Annotated in this window: 12 protein-coding genes; 5 read left to right on the top strand and 7 right to left on the bottom strand. The window is 35.5% G+C overall.

The window, feature by feature from the left end; all coding sequences use genetic code 11:
• Nucleotides 1–287 precede the first annotated feature (287 nt).
• The 3 genes from K9V48_RS03325 to gltB form a co-directional block, all read right to left on the bottom strand.
• Nucleotides 288–1,919, bottom strand: coding sequence for a PAS domain-containing sensor histidine kinase (locus tag K9V48_RS03325; protein ID WP_224136911.1), 1,632 nt, complete (start codon nucleotides 1,917–1,919; stop codon nucleotides 288–290).
• 206 nt (nucleotides 1,920–2,125) lie between these two features.
• Entirely contained in the window at nucleotides 2,126–3,610 is a 1,485-nt protein-coding gene (gltD, locus tag K9V48_RS03320; RefSeq protein ID WP_224136909.1) for a glutamate synthase small subunit, read from the bottom strand.
• 15 nt (nucleotides 3,611–3,625) lie between these two features.
• A complete protein-coding gene (gene gltB / locus K9V48_RS03315; protein WP_224136907.1) occupies nucleotides 3,626–8,194 on the bottom strand; it encodes a glutamate synthase large subunit in 4,569 nt (1,522 codons plus the stop codon).
• 138 nt (nucleotides 8,195–8,332) lie between these two features.
• Here gltB and gltC point away from each other — a divergent pair, with 138 nt between their 5' ends.
• Nucleotides 8,333–9,235, top strand: coding sequence for a glutamate biosynthesis transcriptional regulator GltC (gene gltC, locus K9V48_RS03310; RefSeq protein ID WP_224136906.1), 903 nt, complete (start codon nucleotides 8,333–8,335; stop codon nucleotides 9,233–9,235).
• Between the two features lie 53 nt (nucleotides 9,236–9,288).
• Here gltC and K9V48_RS03305 read toward each other — a convergent pair whose 3' ends face one another.
• Nucleotides 9,289–10,167, bottom strand: a complete 879-nt coding sequence (locus tag K9V48_RS03305; protein WP_224136904.1) for a LysR family transcriptional regulator — start codon at nucleotides 10,165–10,167, stop codon at nucleotides 9,289–9,291.
• A 257-nt stretch (nucleotides 10,168–10,424) separates the two neighbouring features.
• On the opposite strand from K9V48_RS03305, the gene K9V48_RS03300 reads away from it, so the two are divergent.
• Nucleotides 10,425–10,607, top strand: a complete 183-nt coding sequence (locus K9V48_RS03300; protein WP_224136902.1) for a hypothetical protein — start codon at nucleotides 10,425–10,427, stop codon at nucleotides 10,605–10,607.
• Nucleotides 10,608–10,689: 82 nt separating this feature from the next.
• Here the strand turns inward: K9V48_RS03300 and K9V48_RS03295 are convergent, their stop codons facing one another.
• The gene (locus K9V48_RS03295; protein WP_224136900.1) at nucleotides 10,690–11,499 is read right to left on the bottom strand and encodes a glycerophosphodiester phosphodiesterase; all 810 of its coding nucleotides are present in this window, start codon (nucleotides 11,497–11,499) and stop codon (nucleotides 10,690–10,692) included.
• Between the two features lie 116 nt (nucleotides 11,500–11,615).
• On the opposite strand from K9V48_RS03295, the gene K9V48_RS03290 reads away from it, so the two are divergent.
• Entirely contained in the window at nucleotides 11,616–12,374 is a 759-nt protein-coding gene (locus K9V48_RS03290; protein WP_224136898.1) for an NADPH-dependent oxidoreductase, read from the top strand.
• A gap of 131 nt (nucleotides 12,375–12,505) precedes the next feature.
• On the opposite strand, the gene K9V48_RS03285 is transcribed toward K9V48_RS03290, so the two are convergent.
• Nucleotides 12,506–12,784 (bottom strand): hypothetical protein, encoded by a 279-nt coding sequence (locus K9V48_RS03285; RefSeq protein WP_224136896.1) that lies wholly within the window; start codon nucleotides 12,782–12,784, stop codon nucleotides 12,506–12,508.
• 407 nt (nucleotides 12,785–13,191) lie between these two features.
• Between K9V48_RS03285 and K9V48_RS03280 the strand changes: the two genes are divergently transcribed.
• Complete coding sequence (locus tag K9V48_RS03280) at nucleotides 13,192–14,733, top strand: bifunctional metallophosphatase/5'-nucleotidase (RefSeq protein WP_224136894.1); 1,542 nt, start codon at nucleotides 13,192–13,194, stop codon at nucleotides 14,731–14,733.
• Between the two features lie 97 nt (nucleotides 14,734–14,830).
• Here the strand turns inward: K9V48_RS03280 and K9V48_RS03275 are convergent, their stop codons facing one another.
• Nucleotides 14,831–15,463 (bottom strand): hypothetical protein, encoded by a 633-nt coding sequence (locus tag K9V48_RS03275; protein ID WP_224136892.1) that lies wholly within the window; start codon nucleotides 15,461–15,463, stop codon nucleotides 14,831–14,833.
• A gap of 156 nt (nucleotides 15,464–15,619) precedes the next feature.
• Here K9V48_RS03275 and K9V48_RS03270 point away from each other — a divergent pair, with 156 nt between their 5' ends.
• Nucleotides 15,620–16,399, top strand: coding sequence for a hypothetical protein (locus K9V48_RS03270; RefSeq protein ID WP_224136890.1), 780 nt, complete (start codon nucleotides 15,620–15,622; stop codon nucleotides 16,397–16,399).
• Nucleotides 16,400–16,525 lie beyond the last annotated feature (126 nt).

The following is a 16,525-nucleotide window of genomic DNA, read 5'->3' as shown; positions in this document are numbered from 1 at the left end:
TTATTACCCTAAGAATAATGATTGGATTATTTACGATATGCCACGGTTGGTATGATTGAGACAATCACGATGGTGAACCTTTTCATACGCTTCATTACACGCTTTCCGTCATAGTTCATTTTTGAACAGACCTTTTTCATCAAACTCCGACATTTTTGAAAATTTCCGTTGTCGACCTTATTTCTTGTTTATGTTCGCTACCCATTATTGTGTAAGTCCAAAGCAGAAAAAATAAGCCCCATGCCACTGTTTTTATATTTAGTAAACAGTAGCATAGAGCTTAATGATCATTTTTGAATTGGAAGTATTAGTTCAACCGTTGTTCCTTCATCTACTTTACTTGTAAAGCGGATTTTCCCTTTATGAAACTCTACAATTCTGTAACTAACTGTTAAGCCTAATCCTGTCCCTTTTTCTTTCACAGAGTAAAAAGGTTCACCTAGATGCTTTACTCTTTCTTCATCCATTCCACAGCCATCATCCTTAAATTGGATGCGAATTTTTTCCTGATCGACCATCTCTACCTTCACTTGGATTTTTTTAGAAGAAGCCTCTATTGAGTTTTTCATGATATTAATAAATAATTGTTTCAATTGATTCGGTTCACAATCGATCAAAGGAATTTGATTATTTTCTACTAGTTCTAACTCAACATTATAAAGATTTGCTTCAGACTGAAGCAATGATTTCACACTTTGTAACAATTCATTAATATTTCGTTTTTGAAATTGAATTTGTTGAGGCTTCGCTAATACTAAAAGCTCGCTGGCAATAATATTAATTCGTTCAAGTTCATCAAGCATAATTTGATGATAATGTTCATTTTCTTTATTAGAGGATTGCAATAATTGTACAAACCCTTTTAATGAAGTTAATGGATTCCTAATTTCATGCGCAACACTTGCAGCTAATTCTCCTACGACAGATAATTTTTCTGTTTTAAGAAGCATCTGTTCGGTTTCTCTTTCTTTTGTCATATCGTATGCATATCCAATTAACCCTACTATTTGATCGTCGATAATCATCGGAACGGCTGTAACGCGCAACAATTTCTGCTTTTTATCTTTTGTAATAATTTCAATTTCTTTATTAACCCATGTTTTATTATGACGAACAAGCTCTAAAAATGACTTAAAAGCACAAAAACGATTCTTTTCGGAGATGAGAGATTCGATTGTTTTAGTTAGAAAATCCTCAATTTGATAGCCAGTAATCCGATAAAAATGATCGTTTGCATTCGTAAGTCTACCTTCTAAATCGATCATGTAAACTAACTCTGGATTAAACTCAAAAAGTGATTTATATCGTTGCTCACTTTCCGCTAACTTCTTTTCTGCAGAAATTTTCTCAGAAACGTCTCTTCCTAATACGACTAATTCTTTTCTAGAACCATCTTTATTAAAAATCGGAATTTTAATTGTAGAAAATGTTTTGAATGAGCCATCTCTTTTTGGAATTTCTTCTATACATCGACTAGGCTTCTCGTTTAACCAAGCCTCTTCATCAGATATTTCACAATACCTCATTACATCTGTATAAAATTCACTATAAACGGCAAGTTCAGAATCTTTTTTACCTCGGTAGTCAATATTCTCAAGTTGAAAAAGCTTTAATGCAAAATCATTTGCCCTTGTCCATCTACCTTCTCCATCTTTAAAACTCACAAAATCGACCATGGAATTGATCAAAATGTTCAACTTATTTGTTTCTTCCTTTTCATTTTCATAGGCTTCTTTTTTTAAGATTAAATAATAAATATAGAAACTTGTAAGTAATACGAATAGAAAACCTTTTACATTTCGAAAAATCAATCGTACTTCCTCTGAGATATTTAAATATACAACCAGGTTATCTGTTGCAATTAGCCATAATGAACTAACTACTATATATGAGATGATCAATTTAACTTTATTAGGCATAATTTGCTCCTTAGAATAAACGCTTAATGATTAGACTATTTTACTATAGTTTGTCATTCATTACATTACTATCTAAAGAAATCGATAATATTTTCTAATATAGTATCAATTCGTACACAAATCGTAAAAAAAGAATAGCCCAATGTGTAGTAAAGAACACACATTGGGCTATTCTACTTATTGAATGCGATAGTAAGCTAACTATATTATGCTAAAACAGTATTTCCCATTAAATAAAGATCAACTTCACGAGCAACTTCACGACCTTCATTGATTGCCCAAACAATTAAGCTTTGACCACGTCTTGCATCACCTGCAGCAAACACGCCTGCAATATTCGTTTGGAAATCCCCATATTTTGCCGAAATAACATTTCTCCCCGTTGTTTCAACATTAAATTGCTTTAATACAGGCTGTTCTGCACCTTCAAAACCAATTGCAATAAAGACTAATTGAGCTGGCCATATTTTTTCCGTTCCTGGAATTTCTTTAAAGTAATAACGACCATCTTCATCTTTACATTTTTCCATTTGAATCGTATGAAGCTCTTTTAGATTTCCACTTTCATCCGCAACCAGCTTTTTCGTCTGGATTGAATATTCACGTGGGTCTGCACCAAATTTTGCTTCAGCTTCTTCATATGCGTACTCCATCGTGAATACATGTGGTGCCTCAGGCCACATATTTTCATGTGTACGTGACATTGGTAGTTTAGGATGCTTACCGAATTGAACGACGCTTTTACAATTTTGACGTAGAGCAGTTGCCACACAGTCAGCACCTGTATCTCCACCACCAATGACAATAACATCTTTATCTTCCGCATTAATGAACTTTCCATCTTCAAAATTTGAATCAAGATAGCTCTTTGTAGAAGTCGTTAAATAATCCATCGCGAAGTGAACTCCATTTGATTCACGACCTTCAATCACTAAATCACGCTGCTTTTGTGCACCAACACATAAAATGACTGCATCAAATTGTTCACGTAGTTCTTCAGACGTAATATCTTTACCTACTTCAGTATTTGTAACAAACCTAATCCCTTCTTGACTTAACAAGTTAATACGTCGCTCAACAATCCCTTTATCAAGTTTCATATTTGGAATTCCATACGTTAATAAGCCACCTGGACGGTCAGCACGTTCAAAAACTGTAACAGAATGTCCAGCTTGGTTAAGTTGATCAGCACTTGCTAAGCCAGCAGGTCCAGACCCAACGATCGCAATTTTTTTACCTGTTCGTTTTGTGGGTTTACGAGGTGTAATCCATCCATTTTCAAAGCCCTTATCAATAATCGCCTTTTCAATGTTTTTAATTGTCACGGCAGGGTCAGAAATGGCTACGTTACAGGACCCTTCACATGGGGCAGGACAAACCCTTCCTGTAAATTCAGGAAAATTGTTCGTTTTCATAAGACGATCTAAGGCTTCCTTCCATCTTCCACGATAAACTAAATCATTCCACTCAGGAATTAGGTTATGAATTGGACAACCTGAAGTAAAACCATTGATCTCGGTACCAATATGACAGAAAGGAGTGGCGCAATCCATACAACGTGACCCTTGTCTGCTTAGCTTTTCCTCAGTGGAAGGAGCCGTATATTCTTTCCAGTCATTTAAACGTGTAAGAGGCTCACGTTCAGTCGCCTCTTCACGTTTGAATTCTAAAAAACCTGTTGCTTTCCCCATCATGCTCTCCCCTTTCTACTGTACGATTGCTTCAGAGCGGTCAATACTTGCTACCGATCCTTTTTTTTCTGTTATGGCATTCGCCTCAAAGGCACTCATTACTGCGTCCTCAGCAGTTAATCCTGCTTGCATTTGTTCTTCAATTCTTTCCATCATTCGTTTGTAATCCTTTGGAATTACTTTAACAAACTTAGATATTACTTCTTCCCAATTATCAAGGATAATTTCAGCCTTCTTACTATTCGTATAATCGAAATGTTTTTGGATCATATCCTCAAGCGATCTTATCTCTTTTTCATCTACTAAACTTTCGAATTCGATCATTTCTCTATTACACTGAGCGATAAATTGATCTTTATTATCAACAAGTACGTAGGCAATACCACCTGACATACCAGCACCAAAATTCTTTCCTACTTCACCCAAGATGACAACCTGACCACCTGTCATATATTCACAGCCATGGTCACCGACTCCCTCAACAACAACATTTGCCCCACTGTTACGGACAGCAAATCGTTCACCTGCACGTCCGTTGATATATGCCTTACCACTAGTAGCACCATAAAATGGTACGTTACCGATAATGACATTATCAGTAGCAACAATGCTTGTTTTTTCAGGTGGAGTGACGATGATTTTCCCACCTGAAAGACCTTTACCAATATAATCGTTAGCATCACCAGTTAATTCCATCGTAACACCACTAGGAATAAATGCACCAAAGCTTTGGCCAGCAGAACCATTAAAACGTAGGGTGATCGTGTCTTCAGGTAATCCTTCTTCACCGTAACGTTTAGAAATTTCACTTCCAACAATTGTACCGGCTACACGATTAATATTTTTGATAGTAAACGATTTATCAATTTGAGTTCCTGTTTCAATGGCATTTTTGACAACTGGTAATATTTCAACCATATCGAGCGATTGTTCGATTTTATGGTTTTGCTTAAATTTCGCAGTACGTGTGCCCTCCGGCTGATATAAAAGGGTTGATAAATTCAGATGCTTCGCTTTCCAATGCGCTTTTGCACGATCACTTACTTGTAAAATATCTGTACTTCCAACCATTTCTTCCATGTTTTTAAAGCCAAGCTCTGCCATGATTTCACGAACTTCTTTTGCAACAAAACGCATGTAGTTGACAATATGATCTGGATCACCAGCAAATTTTTCACGTAGTTCCGGATTTTGCGTTGCAACACCAACTGGACAAGTATCTAAATGGCAAACACGCATCATGATACAACCCATTACAACTAGTGGAGCTGTTGCAAACCCGTATTCCTCCGCACCTAAAATTGCTGCCATCACAACGTCGCGGCCTGTCATTAATTTTCCATCAGTTTCTAAGACAACACGTTCACGCAGGCCATTTAGCATTAGCGTTTGATGCGCTTCAGCTAAACCTAGTTCCCATGGTAAACCAGTATGTTTAATACTCGTTTTCGGAGAAGCGCCAGTCCCTCCATCATAACCACTAATAACAATGACATCAGCAGCACCTTTTGCAACACCTGCGGCAATTGTCCCTACACCTGACTTAGAAACTAACTTAACGCTAATACGTGCATCGCGATTTGCATTTTTTAGATCATGAATCAGCTGTGCTAAATCTTCAATAGAATAGATATCATGATGTGGTGGAGGTGAAATCAATCCCACACCAGGTGTTGAACCACGAACATCTGCAACCCATGGGTAAACCTTATTACCAGGTAACTGACCACCTTCACCAGGTTTAGCCCCCTGAGCCATTTTGATTTGAAGTTCGTCAGCATTCACTAAATAATGACTTTTCACTCCAAAACGACCTGATGCAATCTGTTTAATCGCACTTCTGCGGAAGTCACCATTTTCATCAGCGATATAACGTTTCGAATCTTCTCCACCTTCACCACTGTTGCTTTTTCCACCTAAACGGTTCATCGCAATAGCTAGTGTTTCGTGAGCTTCCTTACTTAATGAACCGAATGACATTGCACCTGATTTGAATCGTTTTACAATTGAATCCACAGATTCAACTTCATCGATCGATAGTGACTGTCTATTACTGTTGAAGGAAAATAGGTTTCGTAAAAATCCAATTCTCTCTTCATTTGCTGCCTGAGAAAATTTCTTAAACAATGTATAATCATTTTTTCGGCAAGCCCATTGTAGCGTATGGATTGTCGCCGGATTAAATGCGTGATGCTCGCCAGTTTTTCTCCACTGAAAATCACTACCTGAATCTAACGTTTTATCAACTTTTTCTGAATAAGCTTCTTTATGGCGTAAAGTTGCTTCATTTGCAATTGTTGCTAAGTCAATTCCATCAAGTTGAGATACAGTTCCTGTAAAATAACGGTCAATTACATCAGAACTAATACCAACAGCTTCAAAAACTTGTGCACCACGGTAGCTCTGTACAGTCGAGATACCCATTTTAGACATTACTTTTACGACACCTTCTGTAATACCTTTGATGTATTTTGCTACTGTTTCTTCATAACTTACGGTTAAACTTCCATCAAGTACAGCTTCTTTATATGTTGCAAATACCAAGTATGGGTTAATTGCATCAACACCGTAACCGATTAATGCAGCAAAATGATGTACCTCTCTAACCTCACCCGATTCAATTACTATACTTGTCTTTGTGCGTGTCCCCAGGCGCACTAAATACTGATGTAAAGCTGCTGCAGCTAATAATACAGGAATAGCAACTTTCTCTGAATTCATTTCACGATCAGATAAAATGATAATATTTACGCCTTCAGCAATTGCTTTTTCTGCTTCTAAACAAATCTTTTGTAAAGAATATTCTAAATTTTCAGTAAATAAAGTCGGTATTGTTTTGCTCTTAAACCCATCGTAAAGATTCAAGCGTAATTGTGATAGTTGATGATTAGAAAGAACCGGTGAATCCAACTGAATTCTACGTGCATTTTCCTTATTTGGGTGAAGAATATTTCCTTCTGCCCCTAATAATGTCATTGATGACGTAACAATTTGCTCTCTAATTGCATCAATTGGAGGGTTTGTTACTTGAGCAAATAGTTGTTTAAAGTAATTGAAAAGTGATTGTGGACGTTCTGATAGCACCGCAAGTGGTATATCATTCCCCATTGATCCGAGTGGATCCTTCCCTTCCGTAATGAGTGGAAGCAAATACTTTTGAATATCTTCGTACGTATACCCAAACGCACGTTGACGTTCTGAAATATCCAGCACCTCTTCTTCAATCAATACTTCGTTTTCATTATCAAGTTTACTGAGTTGCTCGTTTAACCATTCTTGGTATGGCTCTTGTTTCGCCATTTCTGCTTTAATTTCATCATCTGAAACAATCCGACCTTCTTCTAAATCAATTAAAAGCATTTTCCCAGGACTTAGACGATCCTTATAAAGAACATTCTCTTCTTCAACTTCAATAACTCCTACCTCAGATGAGAAAATAATGTAATCATCCTTTGTTACATAGTAACGTGCTGGACGCAGTCCGTTTCGATCCAAAATCGCTCCAATTTGCTTTCCATTTGTAAATGAAATAGCTGTTGGACCATCCCACGGTTCCATCAAGCAACTATGGTATTCGTAAAATGCTCTCTTCTCAGGACTCATATGGGGATTCTCTGTCCAAGGCTCAGGAATCATCATCATGGCTGCATGAGCTGGTTTACGACCTGCTAATACGAAAAATTCAAATGCATTATCCAAAATAGATGAATCACTTCCATCTGCATCTAATATTGGTAATACTTTTTGAAGATCCTCACCAAATGCTTCAGATACAAATTGCTGCTCCCTTGCTTTCATCCAGTTCATGTTTCCACGAAGCGTGTTTATTTCACCATTATGGATTAAATAACGATTTGGATGTGCTCTCTCCCAACTAGGGAATGTATTCGTACTAAAGCGTGAATGTACTAATGAAAATGCTGAAATAAAGTCATCATCCTGTAGGTCTAAATAAAATGCATCCACTTGTTCAGGAGTTAGAAGTCCTTTATAAACAATTGTACTGCTTGAAAGACTTGTAAAGTAGAAACGTAGTTCACGCTCTCTTGCCCAATTTTCTGCTTGTTTACGAATCACATATAATTTACGTTCAAAAGTAATATGGTCTGCAATGCTATCATTTGCACCAATAAATACTTGGCGAACGACCGGACAGCTCATTTTTGCAACTGGTCCAATGTCATTAGCATTGACTGGAACTGTTCTCCAACCTAATAAGGTTTGACCTTCTTCCTCAATCAATTTAGTAAGCTGTGCTTCGATTTGATCTCGCTCTGAGTCGTCATTAGAGAAGAACATCATCCCGACTCCGTAACGTCCATTTTCAGGAAGAGTCATTTCTTGGCAATTCTTTTTAAAGAATGCATCAGGAATTTGTACCATTAAGCCAGCACCATCTCCTGTTAGCGGGTCACTGCCTTGCCCTCCTCTGTGGTCTAATCTGCAAAGCATATTTAATCCTTTTTTCACGATATCATGTGTTGCGTGACCTTTTATATGAGCGTATAAACCAATACCGCATGCGTCATGTTCAAACTCAGGACGGTAGAGACCTTGTGCCTTAGGAATTTGATTGAAAGTCATGTATATCTCCCCCTGTCAGATTATCTTACAACCGTTTATTTCCAAGATAATTATATTATATATTCACAAATTAATATGAACAATATATAATTTAGATGGAATCAATCTGTTTTTGATATATATGAACGGAGGAATACGATGGAATTACGTCAATTACACTATTTTGTGGAAGTTGCAGAGCGAGAACATGTTTCAGAGGCCGCTCAACATTTACATGTAGCCCAGTCTGCAATAAGTAGACAAATCGCTAATTTGGAGGCAGAGTTAGGTGTTCCTTTATTTGAAAGAGAAGGGCGGAATGTAAAGCTAACACCGATTGGAAAGATATTTCTCACTCATACAAGAACTGCTATAAAAGCAATCGATTATGCCAAAAGACAAATAGATGAATATCTTGATCCTGAAAAAGGCTCCATTAAGATCGGTTTTCCAACTAGCCTTGCGAGTCATTTATTACCAACTGTCATTTCAGCATTTAAAGAAAAATATCCGAATGTTTCTTTTCATTTAAGACAAGGCTCATACAAATTTTTAATTGATTCTGTCATTAATCGCGATATTGATTTAGCATTTTTAGGACCCGTCCCACTTAATATCCCAGAAGTCGAAGGAACGATTTTATTCTCAGAAAGTATTTTTGCCTTACTACCAATATCGCACCCCCTCGCTACTCAAAAAAGTATCCTTCTTAATGAACTAAGGAATGATGAATTTGTTCTATTCCCAAAAGGCTATATCCTGCAAGAAATTGCAGTGGATGCATGTAAACAAGCTGGTTTTGTTCCTAATATCTCATCAGAAGGCGAAGATTTGGATGCGATCAAAGGTTTAGTTTCAGCGGGGATTGGTGTAACATTATTACCTGATAGCACATTTCACGAGGTAATTCCTCGGTTCACAGTAAAAATACCGATAGAACTTCCATTAGTTAGAAGAACTGTCGGTATCATTGTTTCTAAAAAAAGAGAACTCGCCCCTTCTGAAAAGGTTTTTTACCAATTCATTAAAGAGTTTTTCTCCATGCTTGAGCAGTACCAATGATTTTTAAAGTAAGGCTGGCTGCTAATATAAGTTAGCCTTACTTCCATTCTAAGTTATCTATTTCCTAGAGCATCTAAAAACAAAGAAATCATCTTTTTCTCACCTACAATTGGGGCATATAGGTAGGAAAACTTTCTTTTAAACAGCTCTTCATCTGGTTTAATTTCGAGCAATGTTCCTTGTTCAAGCTCTCTCTTCACGACACAGGTTGAAAGAATCGATATCCCCAAGCCATTCATGACAGTTTCCTTTACACCTTGATTACTACTAATCGTAATTAAACGATTCATTTTTAACCCATTCGTCCGAATGATATGTTCAACATATTCCCGTGTACCAGAACCTTTCTCTCTACTAACCCAAATCTCGTCCTGAAGATCCCCCATTTTTATTGAGTTTGCATGTTTTAAAGGATGGTCGGGTGGAGCAATAATTGTTAGGTCATCTTCCATAAATGGTTGAACGATAACATCCTTTTCATCTGTATTTCCTTCAATCAAGCCAATATCAGCCTGAAAAAATTGCACTAGCTTTACTACCTCATCTGTATTTCCAATTGTGACATCAAAATCGAGTTTCGGATATTCTTTCATAATCGAAGCCAAAATCGGTGGTAAGACATATTCTCCAATTGTAAAGCTTGCCGCTATTTTCAGCATGCCTTTAATGGTGTGTTGTTGCTCATAAATTTCATTTTTTGTTTTATCGTATATTTGGACCATTTGCTTCGCACGTTCATATAAGATTTCACCAGCATGCGTAATTTTTAATGTTTTTGGTGATCGAATAAAAAGTTGAGACTGAAATTCCACCTCTAGATTCTTAATATGTACACTTACACTTGGCTGCGAAATCAACAATTTCTCTGCTGCCTTTGTAAAGTTTTTTTCTTCTACTACCGCTATAAACGTTCTTAATGCATCATAATACATCTCTACTCACCTTTACTATTAAAAATATTAATGATAACAATGTTTTATCTATATTATACTAATAACCAAAATTTCTTTAAAGTATTTTTATCGAGTCAATAGGGATGTGTCATGTATGAAAAAAGCATTGCAACCCCTTTTGGGTCTAAGGCTATTAGTATTGATTCCGAAGATTCAAGAATGAGAAACCTTGATGTTGTAAAAGCTATCATTATGTCGATTTATAAAATATAGAATGCACTGGGGGCTATGTTGGAATGGCAGAGGAAAACAATTTAACTCATGTACCAAATAGGGAACAAATAACATTGCAAACAGATCGAACATTTCCTATTCAAAAAAATATTGATGGAGATTCTGTAAACGAACATAGAAACATAGAAGCCGCTAATTCCTTAATCGCTGAAAAGGAAATTGGACAACAAAACGAAAATTTATAGTTTTTATTTTCTATTTCCTAAAAAGGATATACATTCTGATGTATAAAAAGAGGCTTGACATTGTATCAGCCTCTTTATTTTATTATTCTTTTAAGTAATCAGGATAATCCGTTACAACACCGTCTACTTTTGCATCTATCAACCCTTTTATTGACTTTTTGTCCCTTACTGTATAAGGAATGACTTTAAGCTTGTATGAATGGATTCTTTTTACCAACCCTTTCGTTATTAATGCTTTATTAGGATTGATATATCGTACCAGCGAAGACCATTCTCTAAGTTGTACATTTGAAATCCCATGTACACGATACTTAACAAGAAGACCTAAAGGTACATTGGGAACGATTTGATGGAATCTTTGTAATAATTCAAAATCAAATGACTGGACAATGACTTCATCATTCCTGGGACAATCAAGATTATTCTTTTTTAATTCGCTTGCAAGACTCTCTGCAATTGTAGGGTATAAATCCGGATTTTTTATCTCAATTAACAATCCCATTTTCCCACGGAATTCTGTGATCACTTCTTGAAGTGTCGGAATTCTTTGTCCTGAGAATTTTCTATTAAACCATAAACCTGTGTCAAGCATTTTTAATTCTTTATATGAAAACTCTCGAACTTCACCTGTACCATTAGTTGTACGTGCAACATTCGAGTCATGAATAACGACAAGCACATTATCATTTGTCATTTGAACATCTAACTCTATAAAATCCGCTTTTAATTCTAACGCTTTTTTAAACGCCACCATCGTATTTTCAGGTGCATATCCAGAAGCACCGCGATGTGCAACTACTAAAATACTAGGTTTGTTTAAGTTAGCTTTCTTAAACAAACCTCTTTTTTTATATAATTGTTGAACGTTTCTTAACATGGACTTTACTAACATTCGTCCCCCTCCTCTTTTCCATTTTAGATTATCATTTAGATCATATACTTTGAAAAAATACCCACACCACGATAAAGTTAAGTTGCTGAAATTAATGATACAGGAGGAATTTAGAGATGAATGAAACGATTAATACATTAACAAATCATCGTTCTTTTCGAAAATATGAAGAAAAACAGCTAGACAACGAACAACTTAAGGCGATTCTTTCCGCAGCACAAGCTGCCCCTACATGGATCCATGGCCAGCAAGTATCTGTAATCGTGGTTCAAGATCAGGAACGTAAACAGGAGCTCGCTACCTTTTGCGGAAACCAAGAACATATTAATCAAGCACCTACATTTCTCATTTTTTGTGCTGATTTTCATCGCGCAAAAAAAGCAAGTGAAATTGAGAATATACCATTTGAAGTCGTTAATGATGTAGATTCATTACTAGTCGGAGCTACAGATGTTGGCTTAGCATTAAGTAATGCCATCGCTGCTTCAGAATCTTTAGGGTTAGGCACTGTACCTATTGGTGGAATTCGTAGAAATCCTTTAGAAGTAATCAAACTGCTAAATTTGCCACAATTTGTTATACCTATTGTTGGTTTATGTGTTGGTTATGGGCTTGACGATCCTGGCTTAAATCCACGATTGCCCCAAGAAGCATTCGTTCATCGAGAAAAATATAACAGCGACCAAGAACAATACATTAAATCCTATAATCAAGTTTATAAGGATCATCTATTTCAAAAATCAAATGGACAAACTGATTCAACATGGACAAAAAGAATCTCAAATTTTTATAAAGGAAAACATTATAACGACAATTATAAAGATGTGCCTCAGATGCTGAAACAACAGGGGTTCATTTGTAAAGATATGGACTGATTATAGTGAAAAGAATACAGCAGATCTAGTATTAAGAAAGCCATTTTCATAAGGTGAAACTTCCATCAGTGAGGATTACTCTATTTCAACTGATGGAAGTTTCAGCCCCTTGGAACTACTATCTCAATCCATTACTTAGTCAGCCGAAATTGATCAATAAAAGGTTGTGGGTCTGTTTTAACAGTGTAAGCATACATTCCTTTTGTTGTATGCAAATAGAAAAAGCCCATTTCTTTTGCAAAAAAACGGAAGGATATATCCAAAATTTCATCCATTAAAAAAGTGTCAACTGATGTACATAATCGTTCTGAGGACAATGTAATCTCATGCTCTTCTTCTATTTCGTATTGAGTATTGCCTTCAATAACCCTCCTCACCTTAAAATAGGGTTGATTTGCCAAAATATCCACAGTGCCCCTCCTAGTAAAAACGGTTCAATTCTATAGCCTTTCTTCTAATTATGATAAACCACTTTCTATTATAAAGTCACCCTTTAACTTATTATTTGACAAACCTTTTCCCATCAAGTCTGGAAGAACCACTGGAGGAAAAAGATCAATTCATGCAAAATTAGGAGATTCAACTAACCTTTCAACTTCTCATGTAAATAAATTTACAAAAAGATTACATAAAAAACAAAAAAATCTCTTTGACACACAATACACCCATATATTTTGCGGGATTGCCTTAAAGCCTCACTTTCAATTTAGCTTATGTTTAAAAATCGTAATTTCATTAAAACTTTACGCTGACTTAAGCTTAGGTTCATTTTAGCGTGCTAAGCTTAAAGTAAAATGAATTAGGAGGGATCTAGAACTTGTCTAAGCGAACTTTGATATTTCTATTTTTCTGTATTAGCTTTCTCATTTTAACTACTACTGTTTACTCAACAACTAATTTAACAGCTAAGGATGATGTCGTAAGGGTTCAATTACTTGGCATGAATGATTTTCACGGACAACTGAATACTTATCAGGAGTTGTTTGGTCAAAAAGTCGGTGGTGCAGAGTATGTAGCTGCATATATTAAAAAATTAAAAAAAGAACATTCTCTCCTTGTTCATGCTGGTGACATGGTCGGCGCTAGCCCACCTATTTCTGCTTTTTATTTAGATGAACCAACCATCGAGTTTTTAAACCAATTAAATGTAGATATTGGCACATTAGGAAATCACGAATTTGATCGTGGTGTAAATGAAATGAATAGACTTTTAAATGGTGATCCTAAGACCGGCTATAAGGGATCAACCACTACCTATATCTCCGCAAATGTACTAAATAAACAAACGAATTCTCCGCTATTGCCACCCTATACAATAAAGGAACTAGATGGAATTAACATTGGCTTTATTGGCGCCGTAACAACAGAAACGAATGATTATGTCGTTTACAAAAATCGAGAACAAGTTAACATAATTGATGAAGTTACTGCAATAAACAAAGCAACAGAAAAATTAGTAGAAAAAGGCGTTAAAACAATTGTTGTTTTAGCTCATGTTTCAGCAAAGTCACAAGTTTCTGGTAGTAATCCAGAGCTTGATTTGGTCGAAATGGCGCCATTTATCCATGATGAAGTCGATGTCATGTTCGCTGGCCATAATCATGGATACGCAAATACAGTTGTCGATAATAAGCTGATTATTCAAGGATACTCAGCTGGTAAAGCAATTTCTGAAGTTCTCCTCGATATCGATCGCAAAACAGGGGATATTATTAAAAAGGAAGGAAACATCCATTTAACTTTGCATAATTTTATAGAGCCTGATGAGGAAACGATAAAATTACTAAACAACTATCAAGCAATGCTAAGTCATGAAACGAATGAAGTGATCATGACGATACCAAAACCAATTTCTAGAAAAACGAATAATAAGGGGAATTCACCTCTTGGCGAAATGGTTGCAATGTCAATGATGCATGAAATGAATGCGGATATGGCATTTACTCACCATGGCGGTATTAGGTCAAGTTTACAAAAAGGGGAAATTACATTTGAGGATATTTACAGTTCTTTACCCTTTGATCACAAAGTGGTAAAGATCCATTTAACAGGTAATCAAATAAAGAACGTCCTTGAACAGCAATGGAAAAAGGAGAAAGAGAATCTTCTACAACCTATAGGTATTTCCTATACAGTTAACCATGATGAACAATTTGGCAACAAAATTGAATATTTGACTGACAAGAACGGAGATAAATTAATTCCAAATAAAATTTATAGTGTTGCTCTAAGTGATTATCTAGCACAAGGAGGGGATGGTTTTTCCTCATTTCGAGTAGGTAAAACAGTTGTAACCGAATCGTATATTCGAGATATTTTTGTAAACTATTTAAAAAATCGAAATTTGGCTTATCGATAAGATTAATTCGTTCTGATCATGATTTATCAAACAACAATTCGTCCTCCCCCTTAAAGGGGGATTCAATTTATTTACTTTTTACGATTGAATATTGTAATTATTGTAAATCGAACTCAGTTAACGAATCCATATGACTTGCAACCATCGCAATAATTGTACTAGCTTCTTCTTTACTGAAGATAAAGTTTGTCTCATCTTTAATTAGCCTATTCTCGACATCCTTTATCCGATTTATCCGCCTAAGTACGCCATCACCAGTTTCCTGTACAATACCAAATTGATAGGTAACTTCTACTTCATCCTCGTATGTAAAAGCAGTAACTTCTGGAGTCTCCCATTCAACATCTATTTCTTCAAAAATATCACCTGAATCATCCATTTCATCATCTACATCGAGAATCACATTATCATCATAATCTTCATTCATAAAATAATGAATGCTTTCATGAACAGCATCGACAATGTCTTCGAAATCTGAAAGAATTGTTCTAGAGGTTTGCTCGTATTCAAAATCGAATGTTTCAAGATAGAACTCTTCATTTAGAGGATCGAAAAATAATGTACAAAAATAATCTCGATCATCATCTTCTGTTTCAACAAAAAATTCAATTCTGGGATGCTTAACACCGCGATCAATTGACATATGCCCTACTTGATCATATTTTTCACATATTGATTCAAGTTGTTCCGGTAATTCACCGCTTACACGGTCAAACCATTCTAAACCCATCTTTCAACCACCTTTCATGATTTTTCATTTTAGTATGTCCCAACTAAGCAAAAAACGTACATGATTTTTTAATAAGAAAAATAAGTAATCAAATCATTGGGTTACCACATAGAATACTATCATCATCAAGGTTAATGGATGAAGGAGTGAAAATATTTGGTTTATATTAAAAATAAAGCGAATCCTCTTATTTATAAACAGCCTTCAGAAATCAAAATAATGTCTAATCAGGTCTCTTTTCGAAGAAATTATTTGCAGGAGTTTATCCAGAAGCAAAGTGAGGTAAATTCAACTTTAGAAAATGCCACAAACGATGTAAACATCTTGCTTAATAAAACAAAGAGTGAACAACAGGATCAGTTGCATCATGTTTTAAAACAACTTGAACATCAGGAGTCACGTACATCACCATTAATTGATTCGATAAAGAAACAAGACGAAGCATATCAAATTTTGTTACAGCGTATTGAGGCAATCGATGCATTTAACCATGAGTTATTAAAAAAATACGAAAATGAAGGTATTGTAAATCAGGCAATTGTTGATCAGTTAACAATTCAAGATACAGTTATTCAACAACTTACGAAAAAGATCGAACAATTTGATCAACTTAATACCAATATGAGTGAAAAGTTGGATAATCAATATCATCTAAATGACGAAATCTTGAAAACTCTCGAATTACAAGAATCCTTTCATAAAACGATTTTAGAGCGACTGAATCACCAGGATATAGCTAACCAAAAAACGACTAAAGAACTAGAAAGTCTAAAAGCTACATTATCTGAAAGAATTAGCTATGTAGTAGACAAAATCGAAGCAAATTACAAGCAAATTACTGGATATGTCGCACAACTTTTCATAAAAACTGGTGTTTTTCAAAAAATCCACGTTGAACAAGATGAAAAACAAAAAGAAACAACTAGCTCAAAATAGATCAAACGAAAAAACTGATTTATTGCGTATAATTATGAAACTCGATTCAAAACATAATGAAAAGTAGTGCAGTAAAAATTAACCGCACTACTTTTCATTCATCTCTAACTGAATAATGGATTTAAC

Source organism: Metabacillus rhizolycopersici (assembly GCF_020075705.1).
The sequence above is the reverse complement of the archived record's forward strand: the minus strand, read 5'-3'. Positions and strand labels throughout refer to the sequence as shown.

Excerpts from the sequence above, each read along its gene's own strand:
- K9V48_RS03325 (WP_224136911.1), bottom strand. The coding sequence starts at position 1,919 with ATGCCTAATAAAGTTAAATTGATCATCTCATATATAGTAGTTAGTTCA.
- gltD (WP_224136909.1), bottom strand. The coding sequence starts at position 3,610 with ATGGGGAAAGCAACAGGTTTTTTAGAATTCAAACGTGAAGAGGCGACT.
- gltB (WP_224136907.1), bottom strand. The coding sequence starts at position 8,194 with ATGACTTTCAATCAAATTCCTAAGGCACAAGGTCTCTACCGTCCTGAG.
- gltC (WP_224136906.1), top strand. The coding sequence starts at position 8,333 with ATGGAATTACGTCAATTACACTATTTTGTGGAAGTTGCAGAGCGAGAA.
- K9V48_RS03305 (WP_224136904.1), bottom strand. The coding sequence starts at position 10,167 with ATGTATTATGATGCATTAAGAACGTTTATAGCGGTAGTAGAAGAAAAA.
- K9V48_RS03300 (WP_224136902.1), top strand. The coding sequence starts at position 10,425 with ATGGCAGAGGAAAACAATTTAACTCATGTACCAAATAGGGAACAAATA.
- K9V48_RS03295 (WP_224136900.1), bottom strand. The coding sequence starts at position 11,499 with ATGTTAGTAAAGTCCATGTTAAGAAACGTTCAACAATTATATAAAAAA.
- K9V48_RS03290 (WP_224136898.1), top strand. The coding sequence starts at position 11,616 with ATGAATGAAACGATTAATACATTAACAAATCATCGTTCTTTTCGAAAA.
- K9V48_RS03275 (WP_224136892.1), bottom strand. The coding sequence starts at position 15,463 with ATGGGTTTAGAATGGTTTGACCGTGTAAGCGGTGAATTACCGGAACAA.